Below are 18,038 nucleotides of genomic sequence, written 5' to 3' on the forward strand. Positions count from 1 at the left end.
TGGACATGTTCGGATTCTCGTTCGAGAAGTTCATCGTGATCGCGGTTATCGCGATCGTGATCGTCGGCCCGGACCGCCTGCCGGCCTACTCTGCCGCGTTCGCGGGATTCGTGGTCCGCCTCCGCCGGATGACCGAGAATGCGAAAGAACGGATGCGGGACGAGCTCGGCCCCGACTTCGACGATGTGGACTGGAAGAAGCTCGACCCACGCCAGTACGACCCCCGGCAGATCATCAGAAGCGCTCTGCTCGACGATCCGCCGCCGTCTGCCGATTCGAGGGGCGGCTCCGCCGGGACTGACGGCACGCCTGTCGGCGATCCCGTGTCTTCGCGCGGTGACGGTGATGGGCTGAAGTGACGGCGTACTCGTCCAGCTATTACACAGCAGAAATCCAGAGGTTTTGCAAGGGGCCTTCATGCCATCCCTGAGTGGCCCATGCTTCGAATCACGGAACAGGCGCGCGACCGTGCGCCGTCAGGGAGGGAAACCACAATGCGCACATCACCGAATCGCCTCGTCGCCACCATTTTCGGCGCCGTCTACCTGCTCGTCGGCCTGCTCGGCTTCGCCTTCACCGGCGGCGTCGGCTTCGTCGCCACCCAGGGTGGCCTGATCCTCGGCATCTTCGAGGTCAACCCGCTGCACAACATCGCCCACCTGCTCATCGGCGCGGCGCTGCTCATCGCCGGCCTCACCAGGGCAGCCGCGGCGAAGGCCGTCAACACCACCGTCGGAGCCGTCTACCTGCTCCTGGGCATCGTCGGCTTCTTCCTGGTCGGGACCGGGGCGAACATCCTCGCCCTGAACACCCCCGACCACTTCCTCCACTTGGTGAGCGCCATCGTGCTCCTCGGTGTCGGTCTCGGCGCCGAGCGGACTGTGCGCTCCTCTTCGGTCGCCGCCTGACCGACCAGGCCACGGCGCTTCCCATGAGCAGGATGAAGGGGTCAGCCCCGGTCGCCCCGGCGACCAGGGCCTTCCTCGCCGTGGCCGCGCTGGGGGCCGGGCTGCTACACGCCGCCCTCGCCCCCAGCGCACCCCCGGTCCTCTTCGGGCTGCTCATTGCCATCGCGACAGCCGAACTCGGCTGGGCGGTATGGACGCTGTCGTATGATCGACCGCCGGTGTTCGCCCTCGTCCCTGCGCTCGCGCTGCTGCCGATCGCGATGTGGGCGGCGCTCGCGGTGACCGGGGCGACGGCGTCGTCCGGAACGGTCCTCGAACTGCCGCCGCAGCCGATGGGTGCCGCCTCCCTGCTGGACCTCGCCGTAGCGGGTGTGACTGCGGTCGTGATTCGCCGCGGCCGGCGGGCGCCGCAGACCTCTGGCGCGCTCCGGTTCGTGACTGTCCTCGTGCTGAGCGCGGCGGCGGTGTGCGCCATCACGGTGCCGGCTCTCGGGCTCACGGACGCGGGCGTCGCTGCTGTGACGGTCCATCACCACCACTGATGAGCCGAGGAATGGGGATTCGAATCCCCATCGAGGCCCCCGATTCGGGGGTCGTGAGAATAGTTCTCCCGTGTTAAGTTTCGATTCGTCGCAGCCGGATCCGACGAGGTGCTGCTCGAGGGAGACAGTTGAAACACGGCAAGTCGGTCGCTGGGGCGATCGCTCTCACGCTCGCGGTCACGCTCGTATCGATGCCCACTCCGGCTGGCCCCGCCGCTGCAGCCACGGCGCCGACTCCCCTGACCGAGGTGGGTCAGCTACAAGTCGCGGGTCCTCCTCTCGATATGGCGATCGACACCGGGCGCCATCTCGCCTACATCCTCACCGGGCCGGCGAACCTTTCTGATCCTGTGTCGGTGACCGTCATCGACGAGGGGAAGCGCACAACCGTCGGTTCGATCCCCGTAAGCAGCGGTGTGACCCGGATCGCGGTGGATTCGACCCGTCATGTGATCTACGCCGTCGACTCCACGAAGAATACGTTGTCCGTCATCGATGACGTGAGCGGTTCCGTCACACGAGTCGTGCCACTCGCCTTCAGGCCATGCGGTATAGCGGTCGACACCCAACGCAACGTCGTCTATCTGACGGACTTCGCTGGAGCGGCCGTCTACATCGTCGACGGCTCGAGCGGCACCGTTACGGGCTCGATACCGACCGACACCGACCCGGAATATGTCGCAGTCAACGAGACGACAGGGGTGGTCTACGCCGAGACGGGTTCGCACGGCTTCGCGGGGGACGTCGACGTGCTGGATCCGGCGTCGCGGACCGTCACGGCGCGGGTTCCTGTTCAGTGGTCTCAGCAGATGGTTGTGAACCCGGTGACCAACCGGGTCTACATCCCGACCGGCCTTGCGGTGGCGATTCTCGATGGGGCGACCAACACGGGCAGTTCCCTCCTTCCGACGAACTGGGCCGGAACCACCGGCGTCGATCTGGTCGCGGTGAATCCCGCTACGGACGACGTCGCCTATCTCACCCCGAACGGCGCGGACGCCATCGACATGGCGAAGGGCATCGACCCGACGGTGACGCAGGAGCTTCCTGAGCTTTACCATCCGCAGGCAGCGGCTATCGACCCCGTGACCGGCGACATGCTCGTCACTGACAACACCAACTACTACTACCGCGTTGAGTTCTACGCGCCGATGGCGTTTGTTTCCGATCCACCGGCCTCGACGCTCGTTCCCGAGAAGCAGTTCTCCACCGTGGTGACCACGAATTCGACCGTGTCGCCCACGTACACGGTCACGTCGGGCGCCCTGCCGACAGGGCTCCAACTGAACTCGACGACGGGGGTCCTCTCGGGAGTGCCGACCGCGCGCGGCGCCTTCACATTCACGATCACGTGCGCCGACCAATGGGGAAACTCCATCTCGCAGGAATATTCGCAGACGGTCGAAGGGGCGGATTATGTTCCGCCGGTGCGGGCACACGACTTCAGCGGCGACCAGAAGGCGGATGTGCTGGCCCGTGACACCGCAGGTGACTTCATCAGGTACCGAGGCAATGGCGCCGGCGGATGGCTCACGCCGGCTTCGGCTCCGATCGGGTCAGGGTGGAACGGCATGACCTCGATCGTCGTGCCGGGCGACTTCGACGGTGACGGAAACGCGGATGTCCTGGCGCGAGACGCTGCCGGCCGGCTGTGGCTGTATCCGGGGAACGGCACCGGAGGCTGGAAGGCCCGTGAGCTGGTCGGGTCGGGCTGGAACGGCATGGCCGCCATTGTCGCTGCCGGTGACTTCAACAGCGATGGCTTCCAGGACGTCCTCGCCGTCGACGGCTCCGGCGTCCTCTGGGAGTACCCCGGCGATGGGCACGGCGGCTGGCTGCCACGGCAGCAGATCGGCTCCGGATGGGGCGCGATGACGGCGATCGTCGGCGTCGGGGACTTCAACGGCGACGGTTTCCCCGATCTGCTCGTCCGGAACCCTGCCGGCGCCCTGCTGCTGTATCCGCACACCCCCACCGGCTGGCTCACCCCGAAGCAGGTCGGTTCCGGCTGGAACGTCATGACCTCGATCCAGTCCGTCGGTGACTTCACCGGCGACGGATTCACTGACGTCCTCGCGCGGGACACCGGCGGTTCGCTCTGGCTCTACCCGGGAAACGGCGCGTCCGGGTTCGGCGCCCCCTCCCGGGTCGGCAGCGGGTGGAACATCATGAACTGGATCGGCTGAGCCTTCAGGCACAGGCGCGCTGGCTGAAGAAAGAGCGAAGGCCCCGACTTCCGCGTAATCTTGCGGATCTCGGGGCCTATGTTCACTGCGAAATATGGCGGAGAATGGGGGATTCGAACCCCCATCGAGGCCTCTCGACGCCCTACGGCGAAGCCAACTTCCGCGGAATTACGCGGAAGTCGCATCTCTTGTCATCTCAGCGATTTGCCCTGATCTCAGAATTGTGTGGGCAAAGTGTGGGCACGGCAATTCCCTCGTTCAGGGCGTCAGCGGGATCAACCGGCAGCTGAGTGACCAATCGATAAGCGCACCTGAGTGGGTCAGCCACGTGGTTGGTTCTCGTGGCGGCCGTGGGATTGCGATGTTTCGCCTGCAGGCAAGGTACCTGGGCCGTGATTTGAAATTGAGCGGAGACCTGGTCCTCGCCCGGCCCGATGGTGCGTCAAGATAGTGCGAACCCGATTCGCTGGAGGCGGCCTGTGTACATGCCACGTGTCCTGATCATCACAGGAGCCGGGGCGAGCGCGTCGCTAGGCGCGGACGGACGTCCGATCGCGATGATGAGCGAATGGGCGACCTCACTGATCGATGAGCTCGGTTATGCTGCAAAGCTTCTCGGCCTAACCGAAGGGATGGCTGGGAACGAGTTTGAATCAGCGCTGGGGCGGTTCATCGCCTTCGCAAACGCGCTGCCGGTCGTCGAGCCTTTACATGAGTTCGGCGGCAAGGCGAACGTGCTGGCTGATCCAGCCAATGTGCAGGCCCTTCTCGATTCCAATGCCTGGCTGACCAATGCTCGCCGCAACGTCGACGCCGTACGTCGCGTACTCCAAAGGAACTTATTTGAGCAGTTCAACCAAGCGCGCATCGATGAGAACTCGGCATTTCACAGTTATAGCGCCCTGCATGATCAGCTTCGCTCGGCGTTCGATGAGCGACCCGTTTTTCTCGCTCACGTCACCACCAACTTCGACCACGCCATCGAGGCAGCGATTGAAAAGGAGGGCGAGACCTCTTCAGAAGATCGCGTAGTCCTTGACGGATTCGCTCGCTCATACGGCGGCAAAGCCGAGACGTGGGCCCCAAACCTCCTTACCTTCAGCCGCCTGCACGACGGCGAGATACCGGTGGTTCATCTTCACGGAGCCGTGGGCTGGTATTTCTCGGACGACGGCAACACGATCCGCCGCCGGCCTAGCAACGAGCTCATCGACGACCGACTAACGCCAGCGCTTCTTCTGCCTGACGACAACAAGGAAATCGGCAAGTTCCCGACGCCGCTTAGGCAAGTCTGGGACCAGTTCCTTGGGCTCCTTGCGAGCAGCACACACGTGCTCGTGCTTGGCCACAGCCTGCACGACCCGCATCTGGTGAAAGAGCTCCGAAGCTCCCAAAAGCCGATTGCGGTCGTGGCTTACACGGAACCGGATGCAAAGGGCCGATTTGATCTCAACAACTCGAGTCAGGCGCAATCTCTGAGGGAGCTACTTCCCGAGGCCAAGCTGCTGGCTGGAAAGTTTGGACAGCGAGGACCGCACTCTGACATAGACCCAATCGAACTCAAGATCTGGATGCGGGATCATGCGAGGTAGCCGCGAGAGATTCACCACGTCGCCACTACGGCGTTCTTAGTCGGCTCGGGCAGCAACCCCGCTGCTCTTGAGGAGCGTTGCGATCCGGGCGGACTCTTGAGCGAGCCTAGCGATCCTCTCTTGAACCTCGGATCTTGTAGCCGTCAGGTCTGGGTCGCCGGAAGCGGTTTCAACTTCAACGACCATGCGAAGGCGATCAAGCTCACGCTCAAGCAGCCCTAGTTCGCGGATCGCAGTCAGAAGAGCGATGTCTTCGCGCTCACGGGCCGTTCTTGGCCGATACGAACTCGCGGGCGTGGCCGAAAGCCAGCAGTCGAACTCGGCCGCCGTCATACCTGCGAATTCGTCGCTGAGGTTCGGTAGGTCTAGTTCGGAGTCTGGGCGTCCCATCGGAGCGAGCAGCATCGACAGTGGAACGTTGAGTCCCCGCGCAATATTCAGGAGCTGGCTGACGCTGAGGTCTGCCTTTCGCCCGGACTCGATGTTCTCGAGGACGGCTTCAGTGACATTGCCGCCAGGGATGGTGTCCGCCAAGTCCCGCGTAGTGCGGAACCCGCGTTGGCGACGAGCCATCCTGATCCGCGTTCCGATGCCGGCCTCCGCACGAAAATCTGCCATGTCAACAGCCTAATGGCAGGACTGTTGTCGATCTAGCGATTTGTGATACTGTCGTATTTGCAACACACGGATACTCACGTTGTCGAAACGGAGGAAGCAAGATGATTGGAGATTTCATTCGGCCCGCTGATGCGGCCGAGCTGACCGGACTATCGGTAGCGGCGCTTGCGCAGCTTCGCTACCGCCACGAGGGCCCGTGCTACTACAAGCCCACATCGCATCGCGTCTACTACAAGCGCGCGGAGGTGATCGCATGGCTCGAGACGGGCATCCAAACCGCGAGCTCGACCCTGGCGTGACGGAAACCTTCGAGACGCAACGCGGCGTCATTCAGGATTTCGTAGATGGCTACCTGGTGCCAGTTGACCCCATGGATGACCTGCATTGCGAGAGCTGTCAGTAGAACAGCTCGTTCACCCCGGCGTGCCGCCGAAAGGCCACCCCTGTTCGGGGGTAGCGTGCGGCACCAAATGGAGAGGCTGATTCTTACCCACTTCGCCGTAACGCCAGGCTCCCGAGGCGAGTCAGGGCGGCGGTGAGGCATCGTGGCTGAGACTCCCGAACTTCAGAGTCGAAGTCGCCGCTCCGCAGTCCAATCCGGGCGCGCTGCCCCGAGACCCATCTCCCTGGCGCAGCTCGGAAAATCCAACTCCTTTTCACGGGGGTTCCCGCGCGCCCATTCGCGCTGAAGTAGCCCTCATCTGACGAGCCCTCTACTGCTCGAACCCGGTCCCTCGCATAAGCCACCTCCATGCAAGGAAGGTTGTGATCTCGTGGCTGGAGGAACCCAAGTTCGCACGCGTGCGGACGCCCGACTGACCGAGCTGCTCCGTGAAGTCGACACCATGCGCTCATTCGTCCGGTTCCGTATGCGGGGCCGGCCCAACGAGGTCGATGACGTACTGCAGCTCATCCGCGAAACTGTCTGGCACCGCGCTGCCACTTACGACCCAGACCTGGGAACACCGAACTACTTCGTATTCGGCATTACGCGCCACGTCGTGCTCCGCGAGCTGGAGCGCAAATACGTCCAGATGGACGAACTACCCGCTGACGCCGAGTGGTACTCGGATGTCGACCCGCTGGATGGATTGATCCGTCGTTTCGACGCACACCGGTGGATGCTTCTGGCGGCTGATTACGTCGGCGCATCCGACTGGCGAGTGATGGGCGAACTCAGTCTGTCCGGCGGCGACGCACAGCGCGTCGCCGCCGAATATCAGCTGTCCAAGCGGGGGCTTCGCACGGTCCGCGATCGGGTGTGTCAGGTCGCCCAGACCGTTCTTGCCGCGCTTGCGGCCGCGGATGCCGGGCTCCCGGTCACCGGTTCCGTGATCGTGTCGTGCGTGCCGGAGACCGGAGGGTTTAGAGAGGTCGCCGAGATGATCAGCGACGACACCAACACAATTGCGGCGCGCCTCCACATCCACCCGGGCTCCGCGCGAGCGCGAATCGCCACCGCCAAGCGACTGCTGACGATCGCCCGAGCTGTCCTCGAACAAGAGACAACGGCATGATCAGCGCCACCTCCATGGCCGCGCACGCGGTGACGCGTCCGAAGACCACTCGGAATCTCTTGATCGTCGCCGCGGTCATCGTCCTCGTCGTCCCCGCCGCTCTCGTCGCTGTGCCGGTCACCCTGGTGCTCGCGATGGGAGCCGACGGCTTCGGTGGTGGCGGGGGAGTCTGCAGCGGATCCGCCCCCTCCGTCCAGGCAGGTAAGACCGTCGACGGGTACGGGCCGGACCAGTTGAAGATCGCCGCGACGATCATCACTGTCGGTCAACAGATGAGCGTTCCACCGCACGGCCTGACGTTGGCGCTGATGGTCGCGATTGGCGAGTCCGGACTCCGCAACCTCGACCATGGCGACGCGGTCGACAACACGACAATCGGTGTGTTCCAGCAGGGCGCCGGGTACGGCACGCGCGCGAAGCGGATGGACCCGGCGACTGCGGCAGCCGCTTTCTACACCCGGATGCTGCACGTCCCGGATTGGCAAACCGCGGCACCGACCCTGGTCGCGCACGCGGTCCAGATCAATGCGGACCCGAACCACTACGCGCCGTTCTGGGCGCCAGCAGAACGAGTCCTCGCGACACTTACCGGTGCTAGCGCGGAGTCGTGCCAAGTGCCCGCGGACGCCCGGGCCGCGGCCGCGGTCCTCGTGGGGGCCATCCAAGCGAAGAAGCTGAACTTCCTCGAACCCCGCTACCAACAGCAAGTGGTCAATATAGCCGATGGGACGGCGACCCCGGACTGCACGATCGATGCTCACGTCCTGCAGCTGATCGTCGTGGCCGTCCGGTCTTTCCAGCAGGTCGGAGTCAGCGACCTCAACCGGCGGTGTACCGGTATGACTCCAGGCGCAGGCACCGCCTCCGCGCACTGGAAAGGCAAGGCGGTCGACTTCTATGCCCTCAACCGGCAGTCGCTCACAGGCGCCGATGACCTCTCCGTCCAGCTCATCCATGCGCTGGATCCGTACGCCCCCCACGGGTCATCAGTCGGCCAAAGTGACTGCCGAGCCCGCGCCCACGTCTCGCTCGGCGCCCTGTCGAACTTCACCAGCGGCTTCCCCGACACCTGCAATCACCAGCACCTTCAGGTGCCCTGACTCACGGATTTGCGGAGATGCGCGCCAAAAACAGCCCCGAACCGGAACGTGAAAGCGACGGGCACATACGAAACCGAGGTGAATTGAGATGAACAAGAAGTGGATCGCACTCGCGGCCCTTGTGCCGTGCTTGGCGCTGGTCGGCTGCGCCGCCGCAGCCCCAGCCAGGAATCCGTCGTTCACAACCGTCGCACCTGCCAAGCCGATACCGACACCAGCCCAGGACGTCATGCCCGCCGCGTCGGGCATCGTCAGCAGCGTCTGGGTCGACGTCTATCCGGACGCCACGTTCAAGGCCAAGCACGGCTGTCGGTGCACGCTCCCTAACTCCCCGTCGGAACTTTTCCCCGTCGGCAGCCCAGTGCTCCTCCTGAAGGTCACGATGACCGGTAAGTGGATTCCCTCTCAGGGCAACCAGGACTTCCAGGACGTCACCGGAACGAGCTTGAAGGGAACCCAGTTCGACGGCCGCCCGGAACCCGCGGTCCTCGATACCGCTGACGGTCCAACTGCGGCCAAGGCGTCAGGTTTGCCCTGGCTGCCGAGCGGGCTCTTCCACGATCGGTCGTCCTGGGCCATCCCGAACGAGAAGGGGCGGTCCTTCGCTGCCGCCTACTACCTGCCGCCCGGGGTCGACCAACTCGTGCTCACCGTCAACGTGCCCTCCGAGGGGATGGCCAACGTCCTCAACGTCCCGCTGCAGGCCTCCATGACGGGCGCATCTACCGGGGGCGGGGAGTGACCGCCATGGACCTGTTTATCGATCTTCTCGGGTTGCTGGGCCTGATCTGCATCACGCTGCTCGGCATCGCCGGATCTGGTTGGCTCGCCGCTCGACGCATGCGCCAGAACAACGAACTCGAGCCGTTGACCGAACCCGCGGAAAGGAACCAAGAATCATGAACGCACTCAACGAAGCCCTCGTCACCATCCACGCACGCATCATCACCGTGGCGTCCGTCCCGAACCCAAGCCCGGACTTTTCGGGCCCCGGTGTCGGTGCCTTGCAGGCCGTCGCCAACGTGGTGTTCGCGATCGTGCTCATCCTCGCCATCATCGGCGGCCTGATCGCCGCCGGGTTCATCGTCGTCGGACACATCTCCAGCAACGGGCGCGTGCAGAAGGCCGGCATTGTCGGCCTGGTCAGCTGCGTCGCCGGAGTCGCCGTCGCCGCCGGCATCGCGGGGCTCATCAACTGGGGCCAGTCACTCAAGGTGGCGTGATTACGTTGCTTCCTCTCGCCGCACCGGACCCGTTCTCGCCAAACTACGGATGCTTCGTCTCGGACTTCGGCTGCCAGGCCTCCCAGACGGTCGCTCAGTTTATGGGTTCCACGATCCGCAACCTCGGCGACTTCATCGCCACCATGATCGCCGGATCCTTCAACACCAACATCGACCAGGGCAGCTGGAACATTGCCCACTCGCAGTTCCTGTTCTGGATCGCCGTCACCGCCCCGGTCATCCTGATCGTTGCCCTTGTCCAGATCGGGATCGCGATGATCCTGCAGGACTGGTCACGGATCGGACGTACTGCCGCTGGCGCCGCTCTCGCCATCCCGTTCTCAGCGATCTGCGTCTGGGGGATGCAGAAGGCCTCCGGCATCACCGACGACATCACCCACGCGCTCACGTCCACCGTCCAAGGCGGCGACCTGAGCCAGAGCCTGCTCCGTGTTGTCGGCCTATTTGATGCCCCGAAGCAGCTTCATGGGGCGCTCATGAGGACGATGCAGTTCTCCCACGACGGCGTCATCTTCGCCATGGCCACTCAAGGCTCGCAAGGGCCAAACGCCGTCGGCGAATACGTCCTGACGCTTCTCGTGGTCGGACTGATGATGATCGCCTCCCTTTTCCTGTTCATCGCCATGTCCATCCGAGAGTTCGGACTTCTTGCGCTCGCCGCGATGGCGCCAGTTGGGCTGATGATGATCGGCCAGCCCAAGCTCACGGCGTGGGCGCAGCGATGGATGAACCTGTCGGTCGGACTGCTTATTGCCAAGCCACTCGCTGCAGGCGTCGTACTCCTCGCGGTCGAACTTACGAAGGCGAGCCTGAGCATCGGTGTCATCCTCGTCGCCGCAGGCGCTGTGATCGCGGCCTCGTTCAGCCCGCTGTGGGCGACGAAGCTCGTGTCCTTCGCCGGTGCCGAAGTCGGGACAGCCCTTCACCATCGGTTCTCGGTGCGGGACCAGTTCTCGCGTGTCAACACGGCCGCAGCGCCCGTCCGGTCGGCGGCCCGGGTCATCAAGGTTGGGAGATAACTCGTGACCACCTTCACCGCAGACCAGATCATCACCGAGGAGGGCGCACCCCGCGTCCGCTTCGCCGCCCGCGAGCGTCGAGGCGTGTTCCTCGGCCTCAGCTTCCTGCAGCTCGTTGTGATCGGTGCTGCCGTTGCCATCCTGCTCAGCACCCTCTTCGTAGACGCGAATGCGCTGTGGGTGATGCTTCCGGTCATCGCGGCGATCGCCTTCTTCGCCCTCGCCACCTATCGGCGCGAGCCGATCCTCGTGATCGTCGCGCAAGCCGCACGCTACATGCTCCGCAGCATCGCCGGGCAGACCGTTTTCCGACGAGACGTCTGGTTCCGCGTCACTATCGCCTCACTCAACGTCGGGCACGCCCAGGTCGCTGCGGCGACTCCGGTCGTGACGTCGAAGTTCCTGCTTCCCGGGGCGCTCGGGGACGTGCAGGTGGTGCAGATCCCAGGTGCGGGTGGATTCATTTATAACGCCCGCGGGAGGCTTGCCTCGGTCACTGTGAAGGTCGGGTCGAAAGCGTGGGCGCTCCGGGACAAGGGCACTCAGGAGGCCGCGTATGACGGGTTCGTCGAATGGCTCAGCTCCCTGGAGAACCTTCCGGGCGTCCGTGAGACCACCATTCGGATCCGGGTAGACCGTGCCTCTTCCAACGAGCTGCGGGACTACCTCGTGGTTCGCGAGAACGAGCACGACCCGCAGGTCACTTCTGAGCTGCGCGCGGAGTACTGGGCGCTGACCCAGGCGGCGTCGAAGCGATCGATGGGCTTCACCAATTCCATCACGCTCACCTTCGACACCGGAGCCCTCAACGGAGCCATTCGCGACGCCGGCAAAGGCCTCACCGGCCTTGCCGAGGTGCTCAAAGAGCGTGTCGCCGGCATCGAGACCTCCATGGAGCATGCTCGACTCACCCCCGCAGGCTGGCTCACTTCCGACGAGCTCGACGAACTCAACGCTCTCTCCGCTGACCCAGTGGCAGCCGCCGCCCGTCGTGAGCAGGCTTCAGGCATCGTATCTGCGCCGTCGCCCGTGATGGGGATCGACGAGGGCTGGGATTGGATACGCGTGGACGAGTCCTGGCACCAGACCTTCTGGGTCGCCGAATGGCCCCGCACCGACGTCCGGACAGGATTCCTCGAACCGCTTTTGTACGCGGGCGATGCGACCCGAGTGATCACCCTGCAGGTGCGCCCGGTGGCCACGTACAAGGCGCTGGCCCAGCTAAACCGAGCACAGTCCGACATGGAAACCGCGGCCACGATCCGGATGAAGTTGTCATCCCGGATCCCGCTCACCCATCTCCGAGAGGAGGAGGACCTCGCGGTACGCGAGCATGACCTCGTCGACGGGTTCGGAGACGTCCAGTACCGCGGGTTCGTCACGATTTCCGCCGAGTCCAAGGATGCGCTCGCCAAAGCGCGCGCCGACATCGAGCAGGCCTCCCATACAGCACGCCTCTTGCTGGCATCGATGTCGGGGCAGCAGGCAGCCGGGTTTGTCACCGCGGCGCTGCCGGTGCCGCTGGAAGGGGAATGATCCACCATGAAGCCCAGCACGGTCATCGGGCGCATCCCGGCCTACGAGAAGCCCGGCGCAAACGGGCGTCGCCGCCAGACCACCCCGACGGACAAGGACGGGTCCTGGAAGGTCCCAAGCGCTGAGTTGCCCGCATCGAAGATGCCAGCATGGGGATGGAAGCAGCCCCACAACCTTCGCGGCCCATTGCGCGCCACCCCACCCGCACACCGTTGCAGCTCGAAGGTCCTTGGTGGGGCGTACCCGTTCCTGGCGGAGACCGGCGACATCCTGACCGGGGCGTACATCGGAGAGAACCTCCTCTCCCGAGCGCCATTCTGCTTCGACCCCTGGGACGCGTACTCAGCCGAAGCCGTCCGCTCACACTCGGTCGCGATCCTCGGGGTGAAGGGGACGGGTAAGTCCATGCTGGCCAAGTCTTGGTCGTCCCGTTTAGCACGGCTGGGTCGAAAGATCGCCGTGCCGCACGACCCAAATGGGGAATGGGTGCGGGTCGCCACCTACGTCGGAGGCACATCCATCTCGGTTGGCCCCGGCAAGGCGGCTCGCATCAACCTCCTCGATGAAGGTCCGCGGGATGCGTCTTTCTCGGACGAGGACTGGAACCAAAACGTGCTCCAGTACCGACGGGCAACCGTGAAGACGATCATCCGCCGCCTTCGCGAGGGCGGGAACCTGGAGCCGGTCGAGCACACCGCCCTCGACGTTGCACTTGAAGCGCTCCGAGGGAACTCCACTGTCACCATCAGCCACGTCTACAGCCGACTCGTCGAGCCCGATGACACGCTCCCAAGTGAGGTCGCTGAGGCCGGTCACCGCCTCGCGCACTCACTGCGTCGGATGGTGTCTGGGGATCTCACCGGATTCTTCGACGGCCCGTCCACGGTCCGGTTCGATGCGGACGCTCCGATGATGGTCGTCGACACCTCCGCACTCAAGGGTGCGTCGCCCGAAGCACAGGCGCTCGCCCGTTTGGCTACAGCGAACTGGATCCGCCGCTCGAGCCTGGGCGCGAACCGGCAGGCCCGCGTAATCATCCACGAGGAGGCCGCCGTTGAGCTACTGAACGATGTCTCCGGCGGCGACGGCCTCGCAGACCGCGTGGAGGACGAGAAGGTCGCTCGCCACCTCGGCACCTCGAACTGGTATCTGCTGCACCGGGTCGCCGACTTGGACGCGCTGGGCGACCGCAACAGCGCCCTCCACTCCCGCGCACTCGGGCTACTCGCCGACTGTGAGACCCGGATCTCGTACGCGCAGCACTCGGGGGAGATCGCCCGATCCCGGGAGATCCTCGGCTGGAACGACACCCAAGCCGACCTGGTCCGCAAGCTCCACAAGGGCGAAGGTCTCTGGCAGATCGGCCAAGACCGCGTCGCGAAAGTCCGCAACATCTGCACCGACCACGAACTCGGGATTTTCCGCACCGATGCCATGGGCGGTGAACGAGCATGAAAACCCATGGCTACTCCTGGACTCACCTCGCGCTCTACAGCCTGTTCGCCATCGCGGTCGCCGGCGGCTTGTCCACCGGCATCGCCAGCGTGACGATGAGTTGGACCTGCGGGACCGGCGGTCAGCCGGGGAGCGTCTTCGCCGGCCTTCAGCTAGCGATGAGCGGCGACCCTTCGGGGTTCGCTCTCGCGCCCAGCTGTACGACCCCTGTCACGCTGATCCGGGTGCTCGACCTGCTCGCCGTCTTCTTGCTTCTAAGCGCGGTCGCCGTCGTCACGGTCTGGTGGCTTCGCTACCGACAATCCGACCGCCACTTCATCCATGAGCTCCGGGGCCGCGACGGGCTCGCCAAGCCCGGCGAAGTTCGCAAGCACACGTCCGCCCGCACCGTACTGCACCGCGCCAAGACGCTACGTCCGGCGTTGGTCAACCCCGCGCCGTCCGCAGCCGGGTGGAAGGTCGGCAGCGCCCACGGGCAGGACGTCTACGTGTCGATCGAGGACTCGATCGTCGTCGAAGGCGCGCCCCGCTCCGGTAAGGGTTACCGGTTCATCATCAACGCCATCCTCGACTGGGACGGCCCGCTGATCACCACCTCCACCCGCAACGACAACCTCTCCGCCACAATGCGTCAACGAGCCCGAGTAGGGGAGGTCACCGTGTTCGATCCACAGGAGTTAACAGGGGTCCGCTCGGCGCTGCGGATCTCACCGGTCACGGGCTGCGAGGACCCCCTCGTGGCCGACCAGCGCGGACAGGCGATCATAGCCGGAACCGCGCTCGGTGCGTCAAAGACGAATCAGGAGTGGGCGCAGGTGTCCTCTTCGGTGCTGTCGCGACTGCTGCACGCTGCCGCCGTGTCCGGACGTGGGACCGACGCACTCGCTAGGTGGGGCTCCAATCCGCGGATCGCTCGCGAAGCCGTCAGCGTGCTCGCCAACCAGGGCACCCCCGGCTGGTCGGAGGACCTGGACGCGATCATCAACGGCGATGAGAAGCTCCTGGCCAATTCCTGGTTCGGTGTCTTCGGTGCGCTCCGTCCCCTGTCTATCCCGGCGATCCGGAAGGCGATGACACCGGGACCGGGAGAGCAATTCGATCTCGACGCGTTTCTCGCCCGACCTAACAGTCTCTACCTCGTGGGCACCGGCGCTGGGGCGGGATCTGTCGGTGGGTTCCTCGGCGCGATCCTTGACGACATTGTCGAGACCGCCCGCCGCAAAGCGCTCGCCTCACCAGGCTCCCGCCTCGACCAGCCACTCGCGTTGATTCTGGATGAGATCGCGAACATGTTCTCCTGGCCTGCGCTGCCGCGGATCATGGCCGACGGCGGCGGTATCGGCATCTCCACCGTTGTGGTTCTGCAGGCGCTTTCGCAGGCTGAGACGGCGTGGTCGCGGTCCGAGGCGGACACGATCTGGTCGGCCGCCACAGCCAAGCTCCTCCTCGGCGGCGCGTCCGACGTTGACCACCTCCGCGACATCGAATCCCTGCTGGGCTTCCGTCGGATCCGCAACACGGGGCATTCGTACAACGACACCGGGTCGTCGACGAACGTGCAGAACGAAAAGGTGCCGGTCATGACGATCGACGAGGTCCGCCGCATGCCCGAAACCGTCGGACTACTCGCGTACCGAAACCGTCGTGGGATTCTCCTCGACCTGCGCGGGTGGACCGACCGCGATGACGCCCGTCAGGTCAGCACCGGCAAGAAGCTCACCGAACTCGACCAGCAGGTCGTGTTCGCCGAACAGTATCAAGCCGCGCTCGATCGCCGAGGATCAGCGGGGGAGGAACACTGATGTCCAACCGTCGCCGCCCCGTCCGGGACAACACCTATCGCACCCAGTACCTCCGCTCGGGGGCTTGGTTCGCTCGCCGCGACCGCTGGTTCCTTGAGGAAGCGATCGGCAACGGCGAGATCCGCTGCGCTCTCTGCCTCGGCGCCGGGTCCTCGCGCAGCCTCGAGCTGCACCACCTCGACTACCGAGGCGTCACCCAAACCCCACACGGTTGGGCCGCCCATGAGCAGCATGACGACCTGACGGCGCTGCACCCGCGTTGCCACGAATACGTCCACCAGCTCATCGACCGCGATCGTGTGTTCTCCCGGTTCGTCTCCCGCCGGACGGCATCGCTGCAAGCCATCGCGCGGCTGCAGGCCAAAATCGCACACTACATCGAAGCCTCCATGGAACAGCAGTGACCGACGACGACGGTATCCCTCAGGACTTGCTCGTCGCGTCACTGCCCGAGGGATGGGATCAAGCACCCCGGCAGTCGCCCGGGATGCTAGGCGTCCGGGTGATCAACTGGCGCACCCTCGACAATGTCGATGCACCGGACGTTTGGACGGACCTGCGGGAGTGGGTGATCTGGTTCACCCACCGCTACGACCTCCCAGCACGGAAGATCCCCCCGTGCTGGTTCAGGCACGGGGCCCTAGTGGAAGAGCTCTCTGCCCTTCACACAGCGTGGCTTGTCTCCTTCGACGGCCTCGACGCCGGCTATGGGCCGATCGGATGGCACGAACGTCTCGCCGTCGCGATCCCAAGACTCGCGACTTGGTACAACGGCGAATGCCACAACGGCCACACCGAGATGATTCAGGCCAGCGACTGCACCCCTTCTGAAGGCTGGTCTCAATGGATTACGGAGACCCACAGTCGTCCGTAGCTTCAGGACTCGCGGCGATGACTCTGGCTATCGCCGCCGTCGGCGAACACAGCATGTCAGAGGTTATGCAGTAATCTCGCGCTGTGCCGTTGCAGAAGCTACCTCGATTGGGCGACCTGGACTTCGGGCGCCTGAGCGCAGCCGACGAAGCCTCGATCTCGCCGGAGCTACTCAAGTCCGGTTACTTCGACTTTCAGCAAGCGGCCTACAAGATTGCCCTGGGTCACGCGTGGCTCCTCATCGGTCCGAAAGGCGCCGGCAAGAGCGCGTCGTTCGAGCACCTTGCGCTCCTGTGGGAATCGAGCCCGATGAAGTTCCTTTCGAGATGGGAGCTAGGGAGCTTTCCTGTCGCGGATGTAACGACGCTCAAAGTCGGATCGCAGCCCGGACCAACCGCATCACGTGCAGCCTGGGAGTTCCTTCTGCTGTTGAAGGTATTCGAGTCACACATGCGCGACAACGGCGCAGCCTATGGCGCAGACATAACCCGACTCAGAAGCGAGCTCACCGCCGCCGGCCTCATCGAAGGGCCGGACCTGAAGACGCGCTTCGTAGATTGGTCCAAGTCAACCGTTAAATTCAACGTGCTTGGTTTAGGGGCCGAGGGAGCAGTCGCAGACTCTGCTGCGACGGCAATGCAGGTCACTGAGATATTGAAGCGTGGTCTAAGCACCATCCGTACGAACTCGCAGCACCTGCTAGCAGTTGACGGACTGGATTCTTTCTTCGCTCAGTCGGACCAGCAGCTCGAGTCGCTGGCTGCTCTCGTGGACGCAACAGCAGGAGTCAACGCGTTTCTCAACAGCCTGAACCTCCGCAGCTCGGTTGTCCTTGCCATCCGGTCGGACATGTTCGCTCAGCTTCCAAGCACCGATTCTGCCAAGATGACGGACCACGCCATCGAGCTTGACTGGAGCCGAGGCGGCATGAGCGAGGGCAATGAGCTTTGGACGTTGATCAACACGAAGGCGCGGGCGTCCGTACTACCGAGCTTCGAGGGACGGCCCTTGAAGGATGTACGTTCCGGTTATCTCAATACGCCGATCGGCATCGGCGCATACGACAAGATTCCTCAATACTTTCTTTCGCACACACGGCTGCTTCCCCGAGACCTGATTGCCCTGATGACTGAATTGAAAGGACTTCATACGGGGAGCGGTCAGGTGACGGAGCAGACTGCCCGCGAAACAGTGCGCCTCTATTGCGAAACCTACTTCATTCGCGAGATAACCAACGGCCTTAGTAAGGTCCTCCCGGGAGCCAGCGCAAACAAGGTCAGCACGTTCATAGACGCCCTAAGCACACTTCAAAATCGCCACTTCCGCGCGGCGGATTTGACCCCCGAGACGACCGGCGTGCTCGACCCAATGGAACTTCGGACCCTTCTTCGTCAGCTGTATACGATCGGCGGACTCGGGGTCCAATCAGGTCGCGGCAGCGTGCGGCACACCAATTTTGTCTTTCGCCGGACCGCTGGGGGCGGGTTCTCCTTTGTGGCTGACTACACGCTGCACAGTTCGTTAGTTGTGGCATGGAACTTGACGTGGTGAACTCTCGGCCTATAGCCCCGGCACTCGGCTTTGGAATGCTTGGGAGGCCGCGTCGGCCCGCGGGGCTGCGCAGAACGCCCATCCACATCAGAAGG

Annotated in this window: 19 protein-coding genes; 18 read left to right on the plus strand and 1 reads right to left on the minus strand. The window is 64.2% G+C overall.

What is annotated here, in order from left to right; all coding sequences use genetic code 11:
* The first annotated feature begins 5 nt into the window (after positions 1–5).
* The 5 genes from ABH923_RS15920 to ABH923_RS15940 all read left to right on the plus strand — a co-directional run bounded on the left by ABH923_RS15920 (position 6) and on the right by ABH923_RS15940 (position 5,228).
* Positions 6–359 carry a Sec-independent protein translocase TatB gene (locus ABH923_RS15920; protein ID WP_370057379.1) on the plus strand — a complete coding sequence of 118 codons (354 nt, stop codon included), beginning with the start codon at positions 6–8 and terminating at the stop codon, positions 357–359.
* A gap of 135 nt (positions 360–494) precedes the next feature.
* The gene (locus ABH923_RS15925) at positions 495–908 is read left to right on the plus strand and encodes a DUF4383 domain-containing protein (protein ID WP_370055360.1); all 414 of its coding nucleotides are present in this window, start codon (positions 495–497) and stop codon (positions 906–908) included.
* 23 nt (positions 909–931) lie between these two features.
* Positions 932–1,450 (plus strand): hypothetical protein, encoded by a 519-nt coding sequence (locus tag ABH923_RS15930; RefSeq protein WP_370056363.1) that lies wholly within the window; start codon positions 932–934, stop codon positions 1,448–1,450.
* A gap of 284 nt (positions 1,451–1,734) precedes the next feature.
* Entirely contained in the window at positions 1,735–3,636 is a 1,902-nt protein-coding gene (locus ABH923_RS15935; RefSeq protein ID WP_370056364.1) for an FG-GAP-like repeat-containing protein, read from the plus strand.
* A 560-nt stretch (positions 3,637–4,196) separates the two neighbouring features.
* The gene (locus tag ABH923_RS15940) at positions 4,197–5,228 is read left to right on the plus strand and encodes an SIR2 family protein (RefSeq protein WP_370056365.1); all 1,032 of its coding nucleotides are present in this window, start codon (positions 4,197–4,199) and stop codon (positions 5,226–5,228) included.
* Positions 5,229–5,264: 36 nt separating this feature from the next.
* Here the strand turns inward: ABH923_RS15940 and ABH923_RS15945 are convergent, their stop codons facing one another.
* A complete protein-coding gene (locus tag ABH923_RS15945) occupies positions 5,265–5,846 on the minus strand; it encodes a helix-turn-helix domain-containing protein (protein ID WP_370056366.1) in 582 nt (193 codons plus the stop codon).
* A gap of 101 nt (positions 5,847–5,947) precedes the next feature.
* Here ABH923_RS15945 and ABH923_RS15950 point away from each other — a divergent pair, with 101 nt between their 5' ends.
* The 13 genes from ABH923_RS15950 to ABH923_RS16010 all read left to right on the plus strand — a co-directional run bounded on the left by ABH923_RS15950 (position 5,948) and on the right by ABH923_RS16010 (position 17,943).
* Complete coding sequence (locus tag ABH923_RS15950; RefSeq protein WP_370056367.1) at positions 5,948–6,145, plus strand: helix-turn-helix transcriptional regulator; 198 nt, start codon at positions 5,948–5,950, stop codon at positions 6,143–6,145.
* 474 nt (positions 6,146–6,619) lie between these two features.
* On the plus strand, positions 6,620–7,363 hold the full coding sequence (locus ABH923_RS15955; RefSeq protein WP_370056368.1) for a sigma factor: 744 nt from the start codon (positions 6,620–6,622) through the stop codon (positions 7,361–7,363).
* Positions 7,360–8,463 carry a hypothetical protein gene (locus ABH923_RS15960; protein WP_370056369.1) on the plus strand — a complete coding sequence of 368 codons (1,104 nt, stop codon included), beginning with the start codon at positions 7,360–7,362 and terminating at the stop codon, positions 8,461–8,463. The genes ABH923_RS15955 and ABH923_RS15960 overlap by 4 nt, the downstream gene beginning before the upstream one ends.
* Positions 8,464–8,551: 88 nt before the next feature.
* Positions 8,552–9,205, plus strand: coding sequence for a hypothetical protein (locus ABH923_RS15965; RefSeq protein ID WP_370056370.1), 654 nt, complete (start codon positions 8,552–8,554; stop codon positions 9,203–9,205).
* Positions 9,202–9,366, plus strand: a complete 165-nt coding sequence (locus tag ABH923_RS15970; protein ID WP_370056371.1) for a hypothetical protein — start codon at positions 9,202–9,204, stop codon at positions 9,364–9,366. Before ABH923_RS15965 ends, ABH923_RS15970 begins: the two co-directional genes overlap by 4 nt.
* Entirely contained in the window at positions 9,363–9,686 is a 324-nt protein-coding gene (locus ABH923_RS15975; protein WP_370056372.1) for a hypothetical protein, read from the plus strand. Before ABH923_RS15970 ends, ABH923_RS15975 begins: the two co-directional genes overlap by 4 nt.
* A 101-nt stretch (positions 9,687–9,787) precedes the next feature.
* Complete coding sequence (locus tag ABH923_RS15980; RefSeq protein WP_370056373.1) at positions 9,788–10,726, plus strand: hypothetical protein; 939 nt, start codon at positions 9,788–9,790, stop codon at positions 10,724–10,726.
* Between the two features lie 3 nt (positions 10,727–10,729).
* The gene (locus tag ABH923_RS15985; RefSeq protein ID WP_370056374.1) at positions 10,730–12,262 is read left to right on the plus strand and encodes an SCO6880 family protein; all 1,533 of its coding nucleotides are present in this window, start codon (positions 10,730–10,732) and stop codon (positions 12,260–12,262) included.
* Between the two features lie 6 nt (positions 12,263–12,268).
* Positions 12,269–13,717: an ATP-binding protein gene (locus ABH923_RS15990; protein WP_370056375.1), complete on the plus strand. Its 1,449-nt coding sequence runs from the start codon at positions 12,269–12,271 to the stop codon at positions 13,715–13,717.
* Complete coding sequence (locus tag ABH923_RS15995) at positions 13,714–15,519, plus strand: type IV secretory system conjugative DNA transfer family protein (RefSeq protein ID WP_370056376.1); 1,806 nt, start codon at positions 13,714–13,716, stop codon at positions 15,517–15,519. The genes ABH923_RS15990 and ABH923_RS15995 overlap by 4 nt, the downstream gene beginning before the upstream one ends.
* Positions 15,519–15,923, plus strand: a complete 405-nt coding sequence (locus ABH923_RS16000) for a hypothetical protein (protein WP_370056377.1) — start codon at positions 15,519–15,521, stop codon at positions 15,921–15,923. Before ABH923_RS15995 ends, ABH923_RS16000 begins: the two co-directional genes overlap by 1 nt.
* On the plus strand, positions 15,920–16,393 hold the full coding sequence (locus tag ABH923_RS16005) for a hypothetical protein (protein ID WP_370056378.1): 474 nt from the start codon (positions 15,920–15,922) through the stop codon (positions 16,391–16,393). Before ABH923_RS16000 ends, ABH923_RS16005 begins: the two co-directional genes overlap by 4 nt.
* Positions 16,394–16,476: 83 nt before the next feature.
* The gene (locus tag ABH923_RS16010; RefSeq protein WP_370056379.1) at positions 16,477–17,943 is read left to right on the plus strand and encodes a P-loop ATPase, Sll1717 family; all 1,467 of its coding nucleotides are present in this window, start codon (positions 16,477–16,479) and stop codon (positions 17,941–17,943) included.
* The last annotated feature ends 95 nt before the right edge of the window (positions 17,944–18,038 follow it).

Source organism: Leifsonia sp. EB41 (genome assembly GCF_041262565.1).
GTDB lineage: Bacteria > Actinomycetota > Actinomycetes > Actinomycetales > Microbacteriaceae > Leifsonia.

Coding starts and splice junctions, on each gene's coding strand:
- ABH923_RS15920 (WP_370057379.1), top strand. CDS start 6: ATGTTCGGATTCTCGTTCGAGAAGTTCATCGTGATCGCGGTTATCGCG.
- ABH923_RS15960 (WP_370056369.1), top strand. CDS start 7,360: ATGATCAGCGCCACCTCCATGGCCGCGCACGCGGTGACGCGTCCGAAG.
- ABH923_RS15965 (WP_370056370.1), top strand. CDS start 8,552: ATGAACAAGAAGTGGATCGCACTCGCGGCCCTTGTGCCGTGCTTGGCG.
- ABH923_RS15930 (WP_370056363.1), top strand. CDS start 932: ATGAGCAGGATGAAGGGGTCAGCCCCGGTCGCCCCGGCGACCAGGGCC.
- ABH923_RS15995 (WP_370056376.1), top strand. CDS start 13,714: ATGAAAACCCATGGCTACTCCTGGACTCACCTCGCGCTCTACAGCCTG.
- ABH923_RS15980 (WP_370056373.1), top strand. CDS start 9,788: ATGGGTTCCACGATCCGCAACCTCGGCGACTTCATCGCCACCATGATC.
- ABH923_RS15950 (WP_370056367.1), top strand. CDS start 5,948: ATGATTGGAGATTTCATTCGGCCCGCTGATGCGGCCGAGCTGACCGGA.
- ABH923_RS15945 (WP_370056366.1), bottom strand. CDS start 5,846: ATGGCAGATTTTCGTGCGGAGGCCGGCATCGGAACGCGGATCAGGATG.
- ABH923_RS15925 (WP_370055360.1), top strand. CDS start 495: ATGCGCACATCACCGAATCGCCTCGTCGCCACCATTTTCGGCGCCGTC.
- ABH923_RS16000 (WP_370056377.1), top strand. CDS start 15,519: ATGTCCAACCGTCGCCGCCCCGTCCGGGACAACACCTATCGCACCCAG.
- ABH923_RS15940 (WP_370056365.1), top strand. CDS start 4,197: ATGAGCGAATGGGCGACCTCACTGATCGATGAGCTCGGTTATGCTGCA.
- ABH923_RS15975 (WP_370056372.1), top strand. CDS start 9,363: ATGAACGCACTCAACGAAGCCCTCGTCACCATCCACGCACGCATCATC.
- ABH923_RS15935 (WP_370056364.1), top strand. CDS start 1,735: ATGGCGATCGACACCGGGCGCCATCTCGCCTACATCCTCACCGGGCCG.
- ABH923_RS15990 (WP_370056375.1), top strand. CDS start 12,269: ATGAAGCCCAGCACGGTCATCGGGCGCATCCCGGCCTACGAGAAGCCC.